The organism is Candidatus Kryptoniota bacterium, assembly GCA_036567965.1.
Taxonomy (GTDB): domain Bacteria; phylum Bacteroidota; class Ignavibacteria; order Kryptoniales; family JAKASW01; genus JAKASW01.
On sequence record DATCTN010000008.1, the window covers coordinates 21,045 to 36,412 of the forward strand.

Sequence of the window (15,368 nt, forward strand, 5' to 3'; positions counted from 1 at the left end):
CTGGTCTATCGGGCCGGATTCAGATAGGAAATTCACCCGTCACATCGTCCACTGTTCGGCATGCATGTCAACTTCATCTGACCAGCGGTGGTGAAGTTTGACGATCTCATTCCGGATATCGGCCGGCAGCGGCTGAACATCTCGAACTGCTGACAGGAACTCGTCCAGGTTTTCCTTGTGGCTTGTCGAGCCCACTGTGGCACGTACCTGAGGAAAGCCGAAAGCAAACCTGACACAGAATTCAGTCCAGCTCTTTATTCCTGAGCGCTCAAATATCGGCGCTACTTCCACCGCGCGTTTCTGGATATAATCTTTCCATGCCGCGCCGGGCACGTCGCGAAGCCGGTGGACGGGCGCTCCGCATACCGTCCGCATGGCGATCATTGGCTCATGCCGCTCTCTCAACATGTCCCACAATTCATTCGAAGCAAATCTCTGAAGTGGATTCAAGTAGAAAATAAATCCGTCAACGACGCGTTCAGTATAACCGCCGCGGAGCGCGTTCAGCGCAACATGCGACGTCCATGGAAATACTTCGAGCAGAAAACGTTTCACCAACCCTTCCTCTTTCAGCCGGGAAAAAGTCGAGTAGCATTTCCCTCCCGAGGCGAATTCCTCAGCAAGTTTTCCGCCAAGGCACAACTGACCCACCTCCAGTGTATTCAGTCCCAGCGGGTCCAGATTCTGGTGTATCACGTCTCTCAGCTCTTCGGCGCTGTTCCACCCGATCTTGACAATCAGCTTCGGTACGCGAGATCGATCCTGGTCGAAGGCCGTTTTCAAAACCTCGAGCGCGTTGCCGTAGGTATGACTCGTGTGGAACCAGACGCCCGCGTTCATTGCGGCTCTCGCAATTCTGACGCGGTCATCAAAGGGAATCTTCGCGTCGCCGAGGCGAGTAGTGCCATACACGTAACGAGAAATGTCGGTCATTAGATTCGATTTGTGCGATGACATTACGGAACCCCTTTCTGAACCTGGGAAATCAACCGGCGGTTATTCCCGAGTTGTTACCACTTTTCGGTATCGTATCAGAGTGAGTTCTAATCAGATACCTGCATAAACGGCCTTCGAAAAAAATGGCGATTAGTCCCGATCCCGCCCTGCAGGATCGAGGATGCCGCATCATAAATTGAACCATAATGTAGAAGCGGCAGAAATTTCCTGTAGTGCCCTGACCTGGCCCTAACAAACAAATCGCCGACGCCGTCAGGCGGAGGCTTGATTTGTTTCCAACTTGAGCGGAAATTTCCAGCCATTTTTTCCGATAGCTACACTTCACGAAGCGTTTCGCGTAGTGAACGCTTGATTTTTCTCCGCCAGAGGACGGATCCGCCTTCGGCAGACTTTGCTACTTTCCGGCGCCTGTCCCGATTTTGATCGGGATGTCAAGACAAAGGAAAGTACATAATCAATCATTGTATCTAGTACACTTTATCTTGTCCACTTTCTTTTGCTCGTCCAAAAGTCCCGCAGGGATCCCTTACATATGAGAGTATTAATGAACGCGAAAAGTGGACCGAAAGTCCGCCTTCTGCGGATGCGCCACATGTAATAATCGAGGTGCAAAAAAGACGCCCCGCGAAAATGGTCCGCCTGCGGCGGATCGTCCCGCCCTCCGTTGTACGCGATTTTTTGAATAGCTCCGTTAGGTCCTCTCTTAACAAAAAATCGCTATAACCATTCTCTGGGGGCATGAATAGACTGTTCCTCTTAAGCAGGACTCTCCCGAAGGGATCCCTTTCCCTAAGGGACTCCTTCGGAGCGGGACATTTTCGCAAGGGGGTAGATCGAGGAGCGATTTCAAACTGAGACAGTGCTCGCTTTTCAATTTACGAGTCCCGCTGCTTTTCCGACGTATACAAGTTTCAAACCCCAGTCTTCCTCATTCGGGGGCGGAGGAAGATTTATGATTCCAATCTTGTTCGCGGTCACGTTCCCGATGTCTTTCCACGTCCCGTCTCTCGGGTTGAACCACTGTGCGTGATAGATGCTGTTGAGCCTCGCGCCTCTCACCTGCGATTGAGGACACCCTCTCTCAAAGTAAATCATGAATATATTCTTGTCGTCGGTTCGCGCGCAGTATGCCCACCCCTGGTAGCCGAGCGTAGTCTGCGTCTTGTTCGGTGACACAAGGTCTGCAAGGGGAACGAGATCCTGATACCGCTCGCCTATTGAGAACGCGAAGGTCTTCAGGTATTGCATCTCGGCACCCGACTTCCACTGGAACGCATCCCACATGTGCGTCGGTGCAGTCGGTTCGATGTCTGCGCCCCAGATACCTTCAGCTCCATAGACATGTCCCGCGAGTCCGCCCGAGAGGAAACTTCCGTAGATTCCCGACCGCACGAACGCGTCGTCGAGCTCCGATCCTCCAGCGGCGCCGCGAGTATAATTCGCCGCACCCGGTCCTCGCGCATCCTTGTAGCCCGCGTAATACGGCTCTCCGGTGAGCGCCGGCTTCGGATCTTTGAGATTGAAAATTTCCGTGAGGTACCAGTAATTGTTGTGCTCCCGCATATTCCCGATCTGGTGGAGCGTCACCCATGACGAGTCACCCCAGTTCTCGAGTGTCGAAGGATTAGCATTCGCCGAGAGCAGCAGGCCGAAAGGCGGCGGGCCGAATTTTCTTTCCACCTCGCGCACCGCTGCGGTGTAGTCGGCCGGGCTCACCGTCTCGTCGATTATGTCGAGATGAATCGGGCTGAGTACCGAATTGTTAGCCTGGTACCGTGCGAAAATATATTCGATGAACCGCGCGTATGAATCGGGCCAGCCGTAGTACTTGTACCAGCACAGACCTGCATCACGCCGCGAGACCTCAATGAAGGGAATGAAACCGTTTGCGTTAAGATAATCGATTTTCCTGTCGAGATATTTAAAATATTCCGGGTTAATGCTGTCGACGTTCGGAAATTCCATCGGGTAGCCGGGGACTTTTCCCGGGAAGTAGAACGGGCGTCCGCCTTCGTTGTCCATGTTCTTCGCGCTGCCTGTGCCGAACTCGAGCCAGGCCGACCTGATCGTGGTCTTTGCGGAATCATCCATGAGAAGATGCCATGGTTTGCCGTCGGTCATCCAGTTGGGAAACGCGGCAATGACGTTCACCCAATTATAACCCTGAGCTTTGCGAAAACGAACGTAATCCTTGAATCCAGCAGTTGGACCGATCGGGCGCTCTTTATCGTCATCGTACCATTTGAAGCGGTTCGTGCCGACGGCGTACCATGTATCGCCGATTGCCAGGAACGGAGTTCCGTCAGCGTAGTCGAGCGCGTGGTTGTTGACGGACGCCCGAAGGAAACCGTGGCGGAGTGGATCTTCATTCTTCTCCGCGTCGGTCCACTCAACCGCAGTAAACAAACCCGAGTTGCCTGCAAGTCCCGGATCCTCAGGATCCGACCCGCTCTCCCAGGTCCAGACACCTGGAACGGTCGCAACGAGCCGCACTCTGAATGTCTGCCCACCGTCCCAGAAACCGTATACTCTTTTTTCAAACCCCGGTCCCTTCAAGTCGACCCAAACCATTACTTCCTTGTAAGCGTTTGAATACTTGTTGACCGCCGTGAACGCAAGCTCCTGCTTTTCCCACACGTGGACGTCCGCCGCATTTGCGAGAGAGATAGCAACTAGAAGAGTCATCAAGCACGTATTCACAGATTTCATTTCAATTTCTCCTGAGAGATCTGGGCGATTACTCTAAATAGTTCCGGTAGATTCCTTATGGGATTTATCCCAGAACGAGCTGCCTTATGACACACATTCTCATTCATTGTGATCTTCCAAATTCATTTTTGAGCGATCGACTTAAATCTTCTCCTTGAAAAATTGCATCACTGTGGGTGTGACGTCCATGATTGAATCGATTTTGTTCCTGAAGAAACTGGCGCCTTCGCCCGCGACTGCCAGCAATGATGGGTTGAAAGTATGCGTCTTCATCGACAGATCTTCTATGTTGCCGTGATCGCTTGATATAAGTATCGTGATCCCGTCAAGTCCTCCTGCCATGATTCCTCCGAGGAGTCCGTCAAAATTGCGAAGGACAACTTTGGCGTGGTCCATGTCTTTATCGTGTCCCGCTTTGTCCGTCAGAAAATATTCAAACATGGTGAAGTCGTGTTTATCCGTTATTTTCCTGAGAGTCTTACCCGCTTCGACCGGATCGACCGGCACAATATCAGGATATCCGAGATCAGACTGCCATCTGCCCGCCGTGATGTCGGCGGAGATTCCCTCACCGTTCCTCAACGAATCGGCGGTACAGAGCGGGATGCCGCTGAGCATGCACGATAATGTTGTCGCGCTCAGCTTGCGCTGCCCGGACTCGACGTAATCGAAGAACTGGCGGGGGAATGCATTGGCAAAATGCACGTCGGCGCCGAGAGATTTCAGTACCTTGAAAATATTTTTCTCTTCCAGGACCGGCCGGATTCCCGAATGCGGGTAGGGACCGAAGTGCATTCCGATTGCCTTCGCCGCGTTCACTCCCGTGAACAGAGCCGTCTGCCCCGTACCACTTTGAGGAAAACCTTCGACGTCCAGAAGAGCGTCGGCGGGTTGAACGAACCCCGTGCCATTACCGATGAACCGATTCTTCGAAGAGGGAACGCCGCCGAATATTTTCCTGAAGTTCTCAAGTTCAACAGCAAAAAAAGGGTTCGAGACGGGATCCTCATCTCCGATCCCGACCCCGTCGAGGAAAAGGAACAGGAAATGGATCCGGGGTCTCATCGGTAAATCAGGAACGGTCGCCGGCTATCCGTGGGTCTGGCTCGCGAGAAAGTCGTGCCAGTCCTGCTCTACCCTGTCGAGGTCCGCATGAAACAATCTCCCGGCAGCCTCGCGCATCGTCGTCGGATGGTTGAATTGCTGGATGAGCTTGATAAACGATCCAGAACCGTACTTGAAATCGAAAAACTTTCCGGTGGCGCCGAAATAAAAGCATAGGTCGTTCAGCTCGCTGGGCGTGGTCGCGTTCTGGATCTTCTCATCCAGGTCGGCGAAATACTGGACGTTTTCGATTGGCGGCGCTCCGCAGTCCTTATACTGGCCGCTTTCATAAACCGCAGCCGAATGTATCAACCACCACGGGGCACCGTTTATGCGAATACGATCGAGAATGATGCGGATGACTCCGGCCTCAACTCTCGATTTGAAAACAACGTCCTTGAAATCGGATCCCCTGATCAAGTAAAGCACTTCGTCCTTATTGAGAGGAGCAGCGATAGAGTCGGAGCCCGTCAGGTTGGAAAACTCGAAACCGTCACCGCATATCCTTACTCTCATTTTATCGCTTGTCCCGATCCTGAACCGATCACTTTCAACTTTGTACATCTGTTCCGTGACACTCAGGCAGGTATTTGCAAAGGCGGCCGACACCGTCGAAGGATAAAAAACCGTGACGTGCCTATCCGCGACTGAATGTACGCCCGCCTGGGAGGAGGAAGCTCCCATGAGCATCGCACCTACAAGTAATAAGTTAATCATGTTCCTTCGTCTCCATTATTATTGTAACAGGACCATCATTAACGAGTTCTACTTCCATCATCTCCCGGAAGACTCCGGTCACCACTTTTCCGTTGCCGAGAGCGCCCCCGAGTCGCTCCACAAATTTCTGGTAAAGTTGATTGGCCGGCTCCGGTCTGGCAGCCTGCATGAAGTTCGGTCGGTTACCTCTTCGCGTGTCTCCGTACAAAGTAAATTGAGAAACGACCATGGCGGAACCGTCCACATCTTTCACGGAAAGATTCATTTTTCCTTCGTTGTCTTCGAATATTCTTAGACCGGCGCATTTTTCCGCGAGCGATTTGGCATCGTCCGGAGTATCGGACTCGTGGACGCCGAGCAAAATCAAGAGCCCGCCGGCGATCCGGCAGTGCGTCTTCCCTTTTATCCTGATCTCGGACCGGCTAACGCGCTGCACGACGGCCTTCATTTGAAAAACCTCGCGCCGACAACTCTGTCAATGTTAGAAAGGTCCTTCTTTACAATCAAATCTCGCCCGCCATGCTCAGAAAAGATTTCGCAGACCTTCCCTGATTGTCCGTACGAGGTTTCAACGAAAACCATGCCGCCGTTCTTCAGCAGGGATCTCGCCATGGAAGCAATTTTCCTGAAGAAGGTGAACCCGTCTCCGTTATCGCTGACCGCTTTGACCGGTTCGTAGTTCTTTATCTGTTCATCCAGCGTCTTAAACTCACTTACGGAAACGTAAGGCGGATTTGATACGATTACATCGAATTCCTTGTCGAATGAATCTGCTTTCACGTTGAGGAAATCGAGTTCACGAAAAACAATCCTTTCCGAGGTCCCGGATCCCGAAGCGTTCTCTCCCGCGAGACCAAGAGCATCGCGACTGCTATCGATCGCGGTGACCTCCGAATCGGGAACGAACTTTGCAATCGCAATGGCAATGCACCCTGACCCGGTGCCTATGTCAAGGACGCGCACTTTGTCTCCTCCGGCTTGAAGCGATTTGCAGTGACTTATGACAGTATCGGCAAGGATTTCGGTTTCAGGACGCGGAATAAGCGCGCGACTGTCCACTTTCAGCTCGATGGAATAAAAATTCGTGCTCCCGAGGATGTATTGGATAGGCTCATGTGCAAGCCGCCTCTTGAGAAGCGGCCTGAGTATATCGAGCTCGGATTTCTTCAAAGGCTGATCGTGCTTGACATACAGATCAAACCGTTTCATCCCGAGTGCGGCGGAAAGCAGGAGCTCCATGTTCAGCCGGGCCTCGTCGAATCCGCGCGAGCCTAAATACTCCGTCCCCCATCTTATCATCTCGATTATTGTCCAGGTCTTCTCTTCAACAGCCATTCTAACCGTCACGCACTTATCTTCCGCGAATTCGGATTCCGGCCCGCGACCGATTTATCCTTTTTCCATTTACAGAATATTACTTTTCGCCTCGCAAGATCTTTACGACGTTGTCTCCGAGATCACCTTTAGGCTCTTCTTCGATCCTCCCTAGCTCCCGGCCTCCACGGTAGAATATGAACGTCGGGACTTTTTCGATGGCGAGGCCCGGCGTCAACTGATCCCGCCAGCCTCTCGACCTCGGCACCGCGATAAACGAAATATGCTTCGCAAGGCCGGTCGAATCTGTAATCCGGAGAAACATGGGGACCCACATGTAGCTGTCGGAACACCACGACCCGAACACTACAGCCACCGAATCACCGGCGCCGGTAGAATCGATCTTGCGGATCAATTCTCCGGACGGATTGTAGAGGTTGTAGTTCGCATGGTACCACGTGGAATCTTGAAACGCCGACCTTGAGACCGGTCCAATGAGGACACGCTCCTGAGTGATCGAATCGGCAGCGACCATCTGTGCGCCGGCGTCCGCGATGAAAGCAAATATCGAAATCAAAACCAACAAAACCTTCATTCGTGTTCCTCCGATCTTATGTCAACGCCCCACATCAGTTTTGACCTGAGCAAACCGAAAAATCCGTTCCTCCTTTTTCTCAAAAGATTTATACGATGCGGCGCGATCGAAATATTAAATTCGGCCGGCGCCGAAAGAAGGCTGGACGATTGCCCGTCTGCCGAGATCATGACCTTCTTGAACGCAGCCCGCACGGCAATCCTGATCTCAGACGTATCGGGCACAATCACCGGACGAGCCGACAACGTGTGAGGTGAAATCGGACTGATAGCTATTACGCGGCTCTCAGGCGTGATGATCGGGCCGCCGGTCGAGAGACAATAACCGGTAGATCCTGTCGGCGTGCTTAGCACGATCCCGTCTGCCCTGTATGTTATCAGGTATTCGGAGTCGACGTACGTTTCGAGATCGATCATCCTCGGCGATCCGGCTTTATCAACCACTATATCGTTAAGCGCATAGAATGTCGACGTCTTTGATTCCTCGCGGAACGTAGCTTTCAACACCGTTCTTTCTTCAAGATTGAAGTCACCCTTGAGAAGTTCGTCAATGCTGTCTCGCAGTTCGCTGAAGTTCAGCTCCGCTAGGAACCCGAGCTTGCCCAGGTTGACGCCAAGTATCGGTTTCCCGATTTCACCGGCCGTCCTCGCGGTTCGCAGTATCGTGCCGTCCCCGCCGAGCGACACGATTACATCGGATTCCTTCGCGACATCAAACGACGAGGCACTCTTGTAATTGGCATTATGACCGAACCGCTTCTCCAGTTCGCGCGTTATCTCTTCCTGAAGAACGAATCTGATTCCGCGTTCCTGGAGTATTTTCGTCAACTCGTAGGCGGTATCGAAAGTTGACGGCTTATCGGTGTTACCGAGAATACCGATCGTGAGATTTTTCGATGGAATGAATTTCTTTTTCATTTGTCGGTCGTGAAGTGCAATCCTCACTTAGTTTATCGATTACCGAAGAAAATTTCAATCTGACGTGGAATATTCCCGGTCAATTAGGCCGGACCGCATAGGGTTAACGTAACTATCGCAATTTTGCGACCATAATGACAGGTGCGTCTTTGTCCGCTTAAGTTCCGGAGATATTGAAGAGCCTTCAGTCAAAAATCATCTGAGGAGTTTTGTAGCGGACTCCCAGATCTTGTTCTCACGTGTGGGATCCATTCCGTTCACCGTAGCTTCCCTGAATTCCTTTGTTACGTTGTCTATGTTTGATTTTCCCACTCCCGCATTCTGCAACCTGATAATCAGAACAGCATCGATTATCGGGACCTGCAAGTTGCGATCGTCTACGTAAAATGAATCAAGGCCATCCCTGACTTGTCCGACATTCATTCCCAGAAAGGCGTCATTGTAGTCCACCGCCTCCGGCTTGAGTTGTGCATGCTGTGACCAGAAAACGGAAAGGTTGAACATCCCCTCGACGTAGAAAGTCTTTCTCGTGGTAGTCTCGTCCTGGGTGCCAATGACAAGGTTTCTCCACGTCAGTCCGTTCTGTGCGCCAGGCATCAGCTCCTGTGCGGAAGCTTGCAGCGGATCAACCAGCGCAAGACCGAGCAGTGTGAGAAGTAAGAGCAAGTTACAATTGGCGATTTTCATAAACTTCATTTTTATTCCTCCGCAGCTTTAATCGAAAATCATTATAAAGAATATTACCCCTTCGGAAAATCGAGGGCACCCGATTCCCATTTACGCGCGGAATCCAGCGCTTTGACCATCGCGCGAAAGTCCTTGCACGCTTTCTCGAAACTGCTCAGCGGTTTCTTCCCGTGGACAACGCAATCGTGGAAATCAACAAATTGCCCGCCATAACCCCTGTCGGTCTCAATACTTTCTACCACATCTGTTTTCCCCTGCCGCTTCAATACAATTTTGTTTCCCTCGGCGACAATCGTTCCTGTGGTGCCGAGAATCATCAACCGGTTCTCGTTTAAACCCTGCGCGCTGAAATACATGTTGAACACGCCGTTCACGCCGCTGCCGAACGCAAATTGGAAAGACATGGAGTCCATTCGACCGATAGCGGGATTGACACTTCTCGTGAACGCGATCCCTTTCTCGATTTCTCCGAAGAGGTCGCGGAACACAGCGATGTTGTGGATCCCGGCATCGGTCACGAACCCGCCCGGATATTTATGATTGATTCTCCATTGCGTTTTCGCGTATTTGTTATCCGTATCGGTGACTGTGAACTGATCCCAGAAAACCGAATACGGTTCACCGATTGTGCCGTCCTCGGTCAACGACTTGATTTTCTTGAAGACCGGATTATACCGGTAATTTTCCGCGACCATCATTACACGGTCATATTTGCCCGGAAAGCTCGACATTGTATCGGCGTCCTGGAGGTTTGGCGCGATCGGTTTTTCCACTATGACATGTTTTCCGGCGTCGAGCGAATCTCTTGTCACCTGCAGATTCAGCTCGATCGGGAGAACAATATCCACAGCTTCCACCTCGCGGTTCTTCAGGAGATCACGGTAGTCCAGAAAGTATGGTACTCCGCCCACGAGTGCCGAAAACTCCTTGGCTTTTGGTTCGGTGTGGTTGCAAACGCAGACTATTTCAAATTTGTCTTTTAGCTTTTCCAGTGCCGGAAGGTGCAGGTCGTGCGCGGCGATACCCGTACCGATAATACCAAGCTTGATAGTCATCGGCCAATCCATCTCTCGGTGATCAGCATGAAACGTGTTTTCAACAGTAAATCTATCCGATTATTTCCCACGTTCAAAGACAAATCTTTAAGAATAATTGCCGGAAATCAATCAAAAGATTGATTTTCACGGCTCTCATATATATTTTATCAAGTGCAAAGCGGAACGAATTTCGCGAACCGTTTCTTTCCAGCCTTTACACGCCATCTATCCCCTGACGAGTCCGATCCATCAGGAACTTATCTCCGAAAAAGAATCTCTCTATCGATCTTCAGCCTTACGTTTACAATTATATATCTGGCGCTTCTCGCGTTCACCGGACTGAAATCGTCGTTCGTTCACCTCGCGGCGTTATCGACTAACCTGTACTTAAGTTTTCTGATTTTTGCATTCTCAATAGAATTATTTTTCTCGATCGTAAAATTTCCATTCGACTATTACGCGGATTTCCTCCTCGAACACAAATTCCATCTTTCGAACCAGACTTTCAGCAGGTGGATCACCAGGAAACTCAAGGGCGCTTTAGTGGGAAGCATTCTCGGTGTCGTGGTCCTGGTAGTGTTTTATTTCTTACTCACCACGTTTCCTGGGACGTGGTGGATGCTCTTCGCGGCGTTCTTCTTCCTGTTCCAGGTAGTGGTTGCTCAGCTTTTCCCATCGCTCATACTTCCCCTCTTTTATAAACTGAAGCCGCTCCAAGACGAACAGCTTACCACGAAACTTGAATCGTTGGTTCACAGGTTCGGGTATGCCATGAGCGGGGTCTACTCATTCGACCTCAGCCGCGAAACGAGAAAAGCGAATGCGGGCCTTACCGGACTCGGAAGGTCGAGGAAAATTATCATTAGTGACACCCTGCTCGAGGATTTTTCGCATGAAGAAATAGAGGTAGTACTGGCACATGAGCTCGGACATCTGGTCAAGCATCACATGATGAAAGGTATAGCCGTCAGCGGAATTACGAGCGTGATCGGATTCTTCGTGATGGCACAGATCTACTCAATTTATACCACTAGCAACATGCTCGCTCCGATCGCACTTTCTGCAATCCTATTTCTGGCTCTGATCCTTGCTGTTTTTGGCGTATTTGCCTTGCCGGCAGGCAACTATTTTTCGAGGAAACTCGAGCGAGAGGCGGATCAATTCGCACTCGAGTCCACCGGGATGGTGTCCCAGTTCACGAGCTCGATGAGAAAGCTCGGGAGACTCAACCTGACGCCGGAGAATCCGCCGGTGTGGATCGAGAAGATATTTTTCAGTCATCCATCCATCGGCGCACGGATCCGCACCGCGGAGAATATGAAATGAGATTTTTCCTCGGCGCGATAACCGCAGGCGTTCTGACGATCGTGTTCTCCGCGTTTTACCTCCTTACGATCCCGTTCGACAAGAAGAACAGGAGCTTCTCGTTTTTCGCCTACCATTGGTCGAACACGGTGTTGAAAGTGGCGGGAATCAAGGTGCGGACGATCGGCAGGGAAATCATCGACATTTCGAAACCATACGTCTACGTGTCGAATCACGCAAGCATGTTCGACATAACGGCGGTCGTAGTGGGAGTAAACAGGTACGTCAGGTTTCTCGTGAAGAAAGAGCTCGGAAGAGTCCCATTATTCGGATGGGCAACCGGGCGGGCGCATATCATGGTCGACAGGAAGAGCGGGCCGGAAGCGGTGAAGAGCTTAAAAAAAATAGCCGAGAGGATATCGCTCGGCGAAAGCGCGATCCTGTTTGCCGAAGGGACGCGCACACGCGACGGGAAGCTGCAGCCATTCAAGCGCGGAGCATTTGTCCTCGCGATCGAGGCGGGAGTACCAGTAGTCCCCCTGACGATCCTCGGGAGTTACGAAATCATGAAGAGAGGAAGCGTCGGGTTAAGGAAAGGTGAGATAATCATAGTCGTCGATCCGCCGATCGATGTAACGCCGTACCGCGACAAACAGGGTTCTATAGAACTGATGAACAGAGTTCACGGCATAATAGAAAGGAATTACACCGCGAAGGAACCCGCCGCACAGATGGCGGTGTCGCTTCACTGACCGCTCGTAGAGCGGCTTTACAGGAGATACATATGGCAGTAACAATCAAAGACGTCGAACATATTGCGAAGCTCGCCAAGCTTAGTTTCACAGAAGACGAGAAATCGAAATTCACAGAGCAGTTTAATGAGATCCTCGCCTTCGTTGAGAAGCTGAAAGAGCTGGACACATCAAATGTTGAGCCCTTGTCGCATGTAATCGAGTTGCAAAATGTTTTCAGGGAAGATGCAGTCAAACCATCCCTCACGACCGATGAAGCTCTCAAGAACGCGCCGGCAAAGAACGATAAGTTTTTCAAGGTGCCGAAGGTGATCGACAAATAGCTGTCTGCTATCAGCAGTCAGCGTTCAGTTATTAAAGTCGTGTGAAGAAGATGAAGGATTTTAAAGAACTGAAAGTCTGGCAAAAAGCGCATGAGGTGACGTTGAGCTTGTACAAAATTTCCGAATCATTTCCGAAGGAGGAAGCCTTTGGACTTACCAGCCAGATCAAGCGAGCGGCGGTATCTGTGCCTGCAAATATCGCAGAAGGTTGCGGAAAGGACAGCAGTGCCGAGCTGGCGCGTTTTATGCAAATATCCGCCGGCTCAACGAGCGAGTTGGAGTATCACGTCCTCCTCGCCCACGATCTTGGTTTTATAGACTCTAAAACACACCAGGAATTATCATCGAGGATAATCGAAGTAAGAAAGATGCTGTACGCATTTTTGAAGAAGCTGAAATCTGAAAGCTGATGGCTGCCCGCTCACCCAGAATCATCGCCTTCATTCCCGCCCGGTATGCTTCCACCCGGTTCCCCGGCAAGCCGCTCGCACTTATCGACGGATCGCCGATGATCCAACACGTGTATGAACGTGTAAGTTCGGCGAGGAAAGTCAAAGAAGTATATGTCGCGACGGACGACAAGAGAATTGCGGACGCGGTTGAAGGCTTCGGCGGAAAATACATTATGACTCCACCTGCACTTGGAAGTGGAACCGACAGGTGCGCATTCGCTGCAAGAAAAATAAAAGCCGATGTGGTCGTGAACGTGCAGGGAGACGAACCCGTCATCTCGCCTAAGACAATTGACGCGGCAATTTCAATTCTCCTGAAATCTCCGGATTGTGACGCGTCTACGGCCGCATTCCCTATTTCAGATCACGATACACTTTTCTCCGAAAACGCGGTGAAAGTAGTGTTGAACCGGGGAGGTGACGCGCTCTATTTCACCCGGGCTGTGGTTCCTTTCCTGCGCGGCGTAAACTCCAATCATTACCTGGAACACCCCCATTTTCTCAAACATCTCGGAATTTATGTTTACAGGAACGCTTTCCTACAAAAGCTCACAAAGATGAAACAAACGCCTCTCGAGGCAGCGGAGAAACTCGAGCAACTCAGGATTCTCGAAAACGGTTATCGAATAAAAGTCGCGATCGTGGACGAAGACTCGATCTCTGTCGACGTCCCGTCAGACGTGATCGCGGTTGAAAAGTATCTGTCCGATGGGTCGATCGGACCGGACTCAACCTCAAAGAATAAGAGGAGCAGCCTTGGCTAAACGGAATATCAAATATATTTTTGTGACGGGTGGCGTGGTATCGTCGCTCGGAAAAGGAATCGCAGCGGCATCTCTCGGACTATTGCTAAAGTCAAGAGGCCTCAGCGTCGCGATGCAGAAGTTCGACCCGTACATAAACGTGGACGCCGGAACGATGAACCCTTTTCAACACGGCGAAGTCTACGTTACCGACGACGGGGCCGAGACAGATCTGGACCTCGGCCATTATGAGCGATTCCTTGACATTACTACGACCCGCGCGAGTAACACTACAACCGGTCAGGTCTACTATGAAGTCATTTCGAAGGAGCGACGCGGCGACTACCTTGGAGCGTGCGTCCAGGTTGTCCCGCATGTTACGGACGAGATCAAAAGAAGATTTTCTGCACCTTACGAAAACGGGAATTACGACGTTGTCATTACCGAGATCGGCGGCACAGTTGGCGATATAGAGGGCCTCCCGTTTCTCGAGGCAATGAGACAATTCATGCTTAAGATCGGGAGAAAGAACGCGATCAACATTCACGTTACGCTTGTCCCCTATATCGAGGCCGCCGGCGAGATAAAGACGAAACCGACACAACACAGCGTGAAGAATCTGCTCGAGATAGGGGTACAGCCGGAAATCCTGATATGCAGGACATCCAGAAGGATTACAAGGGAAGCGAAGGAAAAGATCGCGATGTTCACGAACATCGAGGCGGATTCTGTGATCGAGGGGCGCGACGTCGAGACAATATACGAGGTGCCTCTGATTTTCCGGAAGCAGCGCCTGGACCAGATTGTTCTCGACAAACTCGGACTACAGGCAAGAGAGCCCGATTTGACGCCATGGGAGACGCTCGTCGAACGTATCAAGAACCCGAAACACTCCGTCAAGATCGGCATCTGCGGAAAGTACACCGAACTCATGGACGCATACAAGAGTATCCGCGAAGCTTTCATTCACGCCGGCGCCGAGAACGACGCGAAGGTTGAACTCAAGTGGATTGCGGCAGAGCAGGTCGAAAAAGAAGGCGCCCAGGCTCACCTCTCGGGTATGGACGGGCTCCTGGTGCCGGGCGGATTCGGTGAGCGGGGAATCGAAGGAATGATAATGGCGATAAAGTACGCGAGGGAAAGCAAGCTTCCCTTTTTCGGGATATGCCTCGGCATGCAAACCGCCATCATTGAATTTGCCCGTAATGTGGTGGGCTGGAAGGACGCGAACTCCACAGAATTCAAGAAGACCGCACACAACGTCATCGACATAATGCCCGGTCAGAAGAACGTAAAGGAAAAAGGCGGGACGATGAGAGTCGGCGCTTACATCTGCATGCTGCAGAAGGGATCGCGTGCGTTCGACGCTTACGGGACAGAGGTTATCAGCGAGCGCCATCGGCACAGGTTCGAAGTGAATAACAAGTTCAGGAGGAAAATTGCCGAGTCGGGAATGAGATTCAGCGGGTTGTCGCCGGACGGAGAACTCGTCGAGATGTCGGAGCTTCCTGATCATCCGTGGTTCGTCGGCTGTCAGTTTCATCCCGAACTAAAATCGCGCGCGACGAAAGCACATCCGCTGTTCAGGGAATTCGTGCGCGCCTCACTTGAGGGCAAATTGAAAGACTGAACCTCTCGTCTCGATTTCATTTTATCAATCCGGCGGAAGGTGAAACCCCATTTCATCTGTCACTTTCATTTCTCACGGCCGGTTGCTAATATTTAAAAGTTACTCACAGCAGAGGATAAGCATTGC

16 protein-coding genes are annotated in these 15,368 nt (G+C 51.3%); 6 read left to right on the forward strand and 10 right to left on the reverse strand.

Translation table 11 applies throughout. From position 1 onward, the window contains the following. Positions 1-39: 39 nt before the first annotated feature. From VIS48_03045 to VIS48_03090, 10 genes are all read right to left on the reverse strand, one after another. On the reverse strand, positions 40-957 hold the full coding sequence (locus VIS48_03045; protein ID HEY9165117.1) for a hypothetical protein: 918 nt from the start codon (positions 955-957) through the stop codon (positions 40-42). A gap of 870 nt (positions 958-1,827) precedes the next feature. Beyond that, positions 1,828-3,666 (reverse strand): DUF4038 domain-containing protein, encoded by a 1,839-nt coding sequence (locus tag VIS48_03050; GenBank protein ID HEY9165118.1) that lies wholly within the window; start codon positions 3,664-3,666, stop codon positions 1,828-1,830. 141 nt (positions 3,667-3,807) lie between these two features. Continuing rightward, a complete protein-coding gene (locus VIS48_03055) occupies positions 3,808-4,731 on the reverse strand; it encodes a metalloenzyme (GenBank protein ID HEY9165119.1) in 924 nt (307 codons plus the stop codon). A 24-nt stretch (positions 4,732-4,755) separates the two neighbouring features. Then, positions 4,756-5,487, reverse strand: coding sequence for a hypothetical protein (locus tag VIS48_03060; protein ID HEY9165120.1), 732 nt, complete (start codon positions 5,485-5,487; stop codon positions 4,756-4,758). Beyond that, on the reverse strand, positions 5,480-5,935 hold the full coding sequence (gene dtd / locus VIS48_03065) for a D-aminoacyl-tRNA deacylase (protein HEY9165121.1): 456 nt from the start codon (positions 5,933-5,935) through the stop codon (positions 5,480-5,482). The genes VIS48_03060 and dtd overlap by 8 nt, the downstream gene beginning before the upstream one ends. Beyond that, positions 5,932-6,822 carry a peptide chain release factor N(5)-glutamine methyltransferase gene (gene prmC / locus VIS48_03070; protein ID HEY9165122.1) on the reverse strand — a complete coding sequence of 297 codons (891 nt, stop codon included), beginning with the start codon at positions 6,820-6,822 and terminating at the stop codon, positions 5,932-5,934. Before prmC ends, dtd begins: the two co-directional genes overlap by 4 nt. A 79-nt stretch (positions 6,823-6,901) precedes the next feature. Continuing rightward, positions 6,902-7,396: a hypothetical protein gene (locus VIS48_03075; GenBank protein HEY9165123.1), complete on the reverse strand. Its 495-nt coding sequence runs from the start codon at positions 7,394-7,396 to the stop codon at positions 6,902-6,904. After that, on the reverse strand, positions 7,393-8,313 hold the full coding sequence (locus VIS48_03080) for an NAD(+)/NADH kinase (protein HEY9165124.1): 921 nt from the start codon (positions 8,311-8,313) through the stop codon (positions 7,393-7,395). Before VIS48_03080 ends, VIS48_03075 begins: the two co-directional genes overlap by 4 nt. A gap of 195 nt (positions 8,314-8,508) precedes the next feature. Beyond that, entirely contained in the window at positions 8,509-9,009 is a 501-nt protein-coding gene (locus VIS48_03085; protein HEY9165125.1) for a hypothetical protein, read from the reverse strand. Positions 9,010-9,053: 44 nt separating this feature from the next. Then, positions 9,054-10,055, reverse strand: coding sequence for a Gfo/Idh/MocA family oxidoreductase (locus VIS48_03090; protein HEY9165126.1), 1,002 nt, complete (start codon positions 10,053-10,055; stop codon positions 9,054-9,056). Between the two features lie 153 nt (positions 10,056-10,208). Between VIS48_03090 and VIS48_03095 the strand changes: the two genes are divergently transcribed. Genes VIS48_03095 through VIS48_03120 form a run of 6 tightly spaced genes read left to right on the forward strand, consistent with a single transcriptional unit; the run spans position 10,209 to position 15,242 of the window. Further along, complete coding sequence (locus VIS48_03095) at positions 10,209-11,363, forward strand: M48 family metallopeptidase (protein ID HEY9165127.1); 1,155 nt, start codon at positions 10,209-10,211, stop codon at positions 11,361-11,363. Further along, the gene (locus tag VIS48_03100) at positions 11,360-12,094 is read left to right on the forward strand and encodes a lysophospholipid acyltransferase family protein (protein HEY9165128.1); all 735 of its coding nucleotides are present in this window, start codon (positions 11,360-11,362) and stop codon (positions 12,092-12,094) included. Before VIS48_03095 ends, VIS48_03100 begins: the two co-directional genes overlap by 4 nt. A gap of 32 nt (positions 12,095-12,126) precedes the next feature. Then, the gene (gatC, locus tag VIS48_03105; GenBank protein HEY9165129.1) at positions 12,127-12,417 is read left to right on the forward strand and encodes an Asp-tRNA(Asn)/Glu-tRNA(Gln) amidotransferase subunit GatC; all 291 of its coding nucleotides are present in this window, start codon (positions 12,127-12,129) and stop codon (positions 12,415-12,417) included. Between the two features lie 50 nt (positions 12,418-12,467). Further along, entirely contained in the window at positions 12,468-12,827 is a 360-nt protein-coding gene (locus VIS48_03110) for a four helix bundle protein (GenBank protein ID HEY9165130.1), read from the forward strand. After that, on the forward strand, positions 12,827-13,633 hold the full coding sequence (gene kdsB, locus VIS48_03115; GenBank protein HEY9165131.1) for a 3-deoxy-manno-octulosonate cytidylyltransferase: 807 nt from the start codon (positions 12,827-12,829) through the stop codon (positions 13,631-13,633). Before VIS48_03110 ends, kdsB begins: the two co-directional genes overlap by 1 nt. Next, positions 13,626-15,242: a CTP synthase gene (locus tag VIS48_03120; protein ID HEY9165132.1), complete on the forward strand. Its 1,617-nt coding sequence runs from the start codon at positions 13,626-13,628 to the stop codon at positions 15,240-15,242. Before kdsB ends, VIS48_03120 begins: the two co-directional genes overlap by 8 nt. Positions 15,243-15,368: the final 126 nt, after the last annotated feature.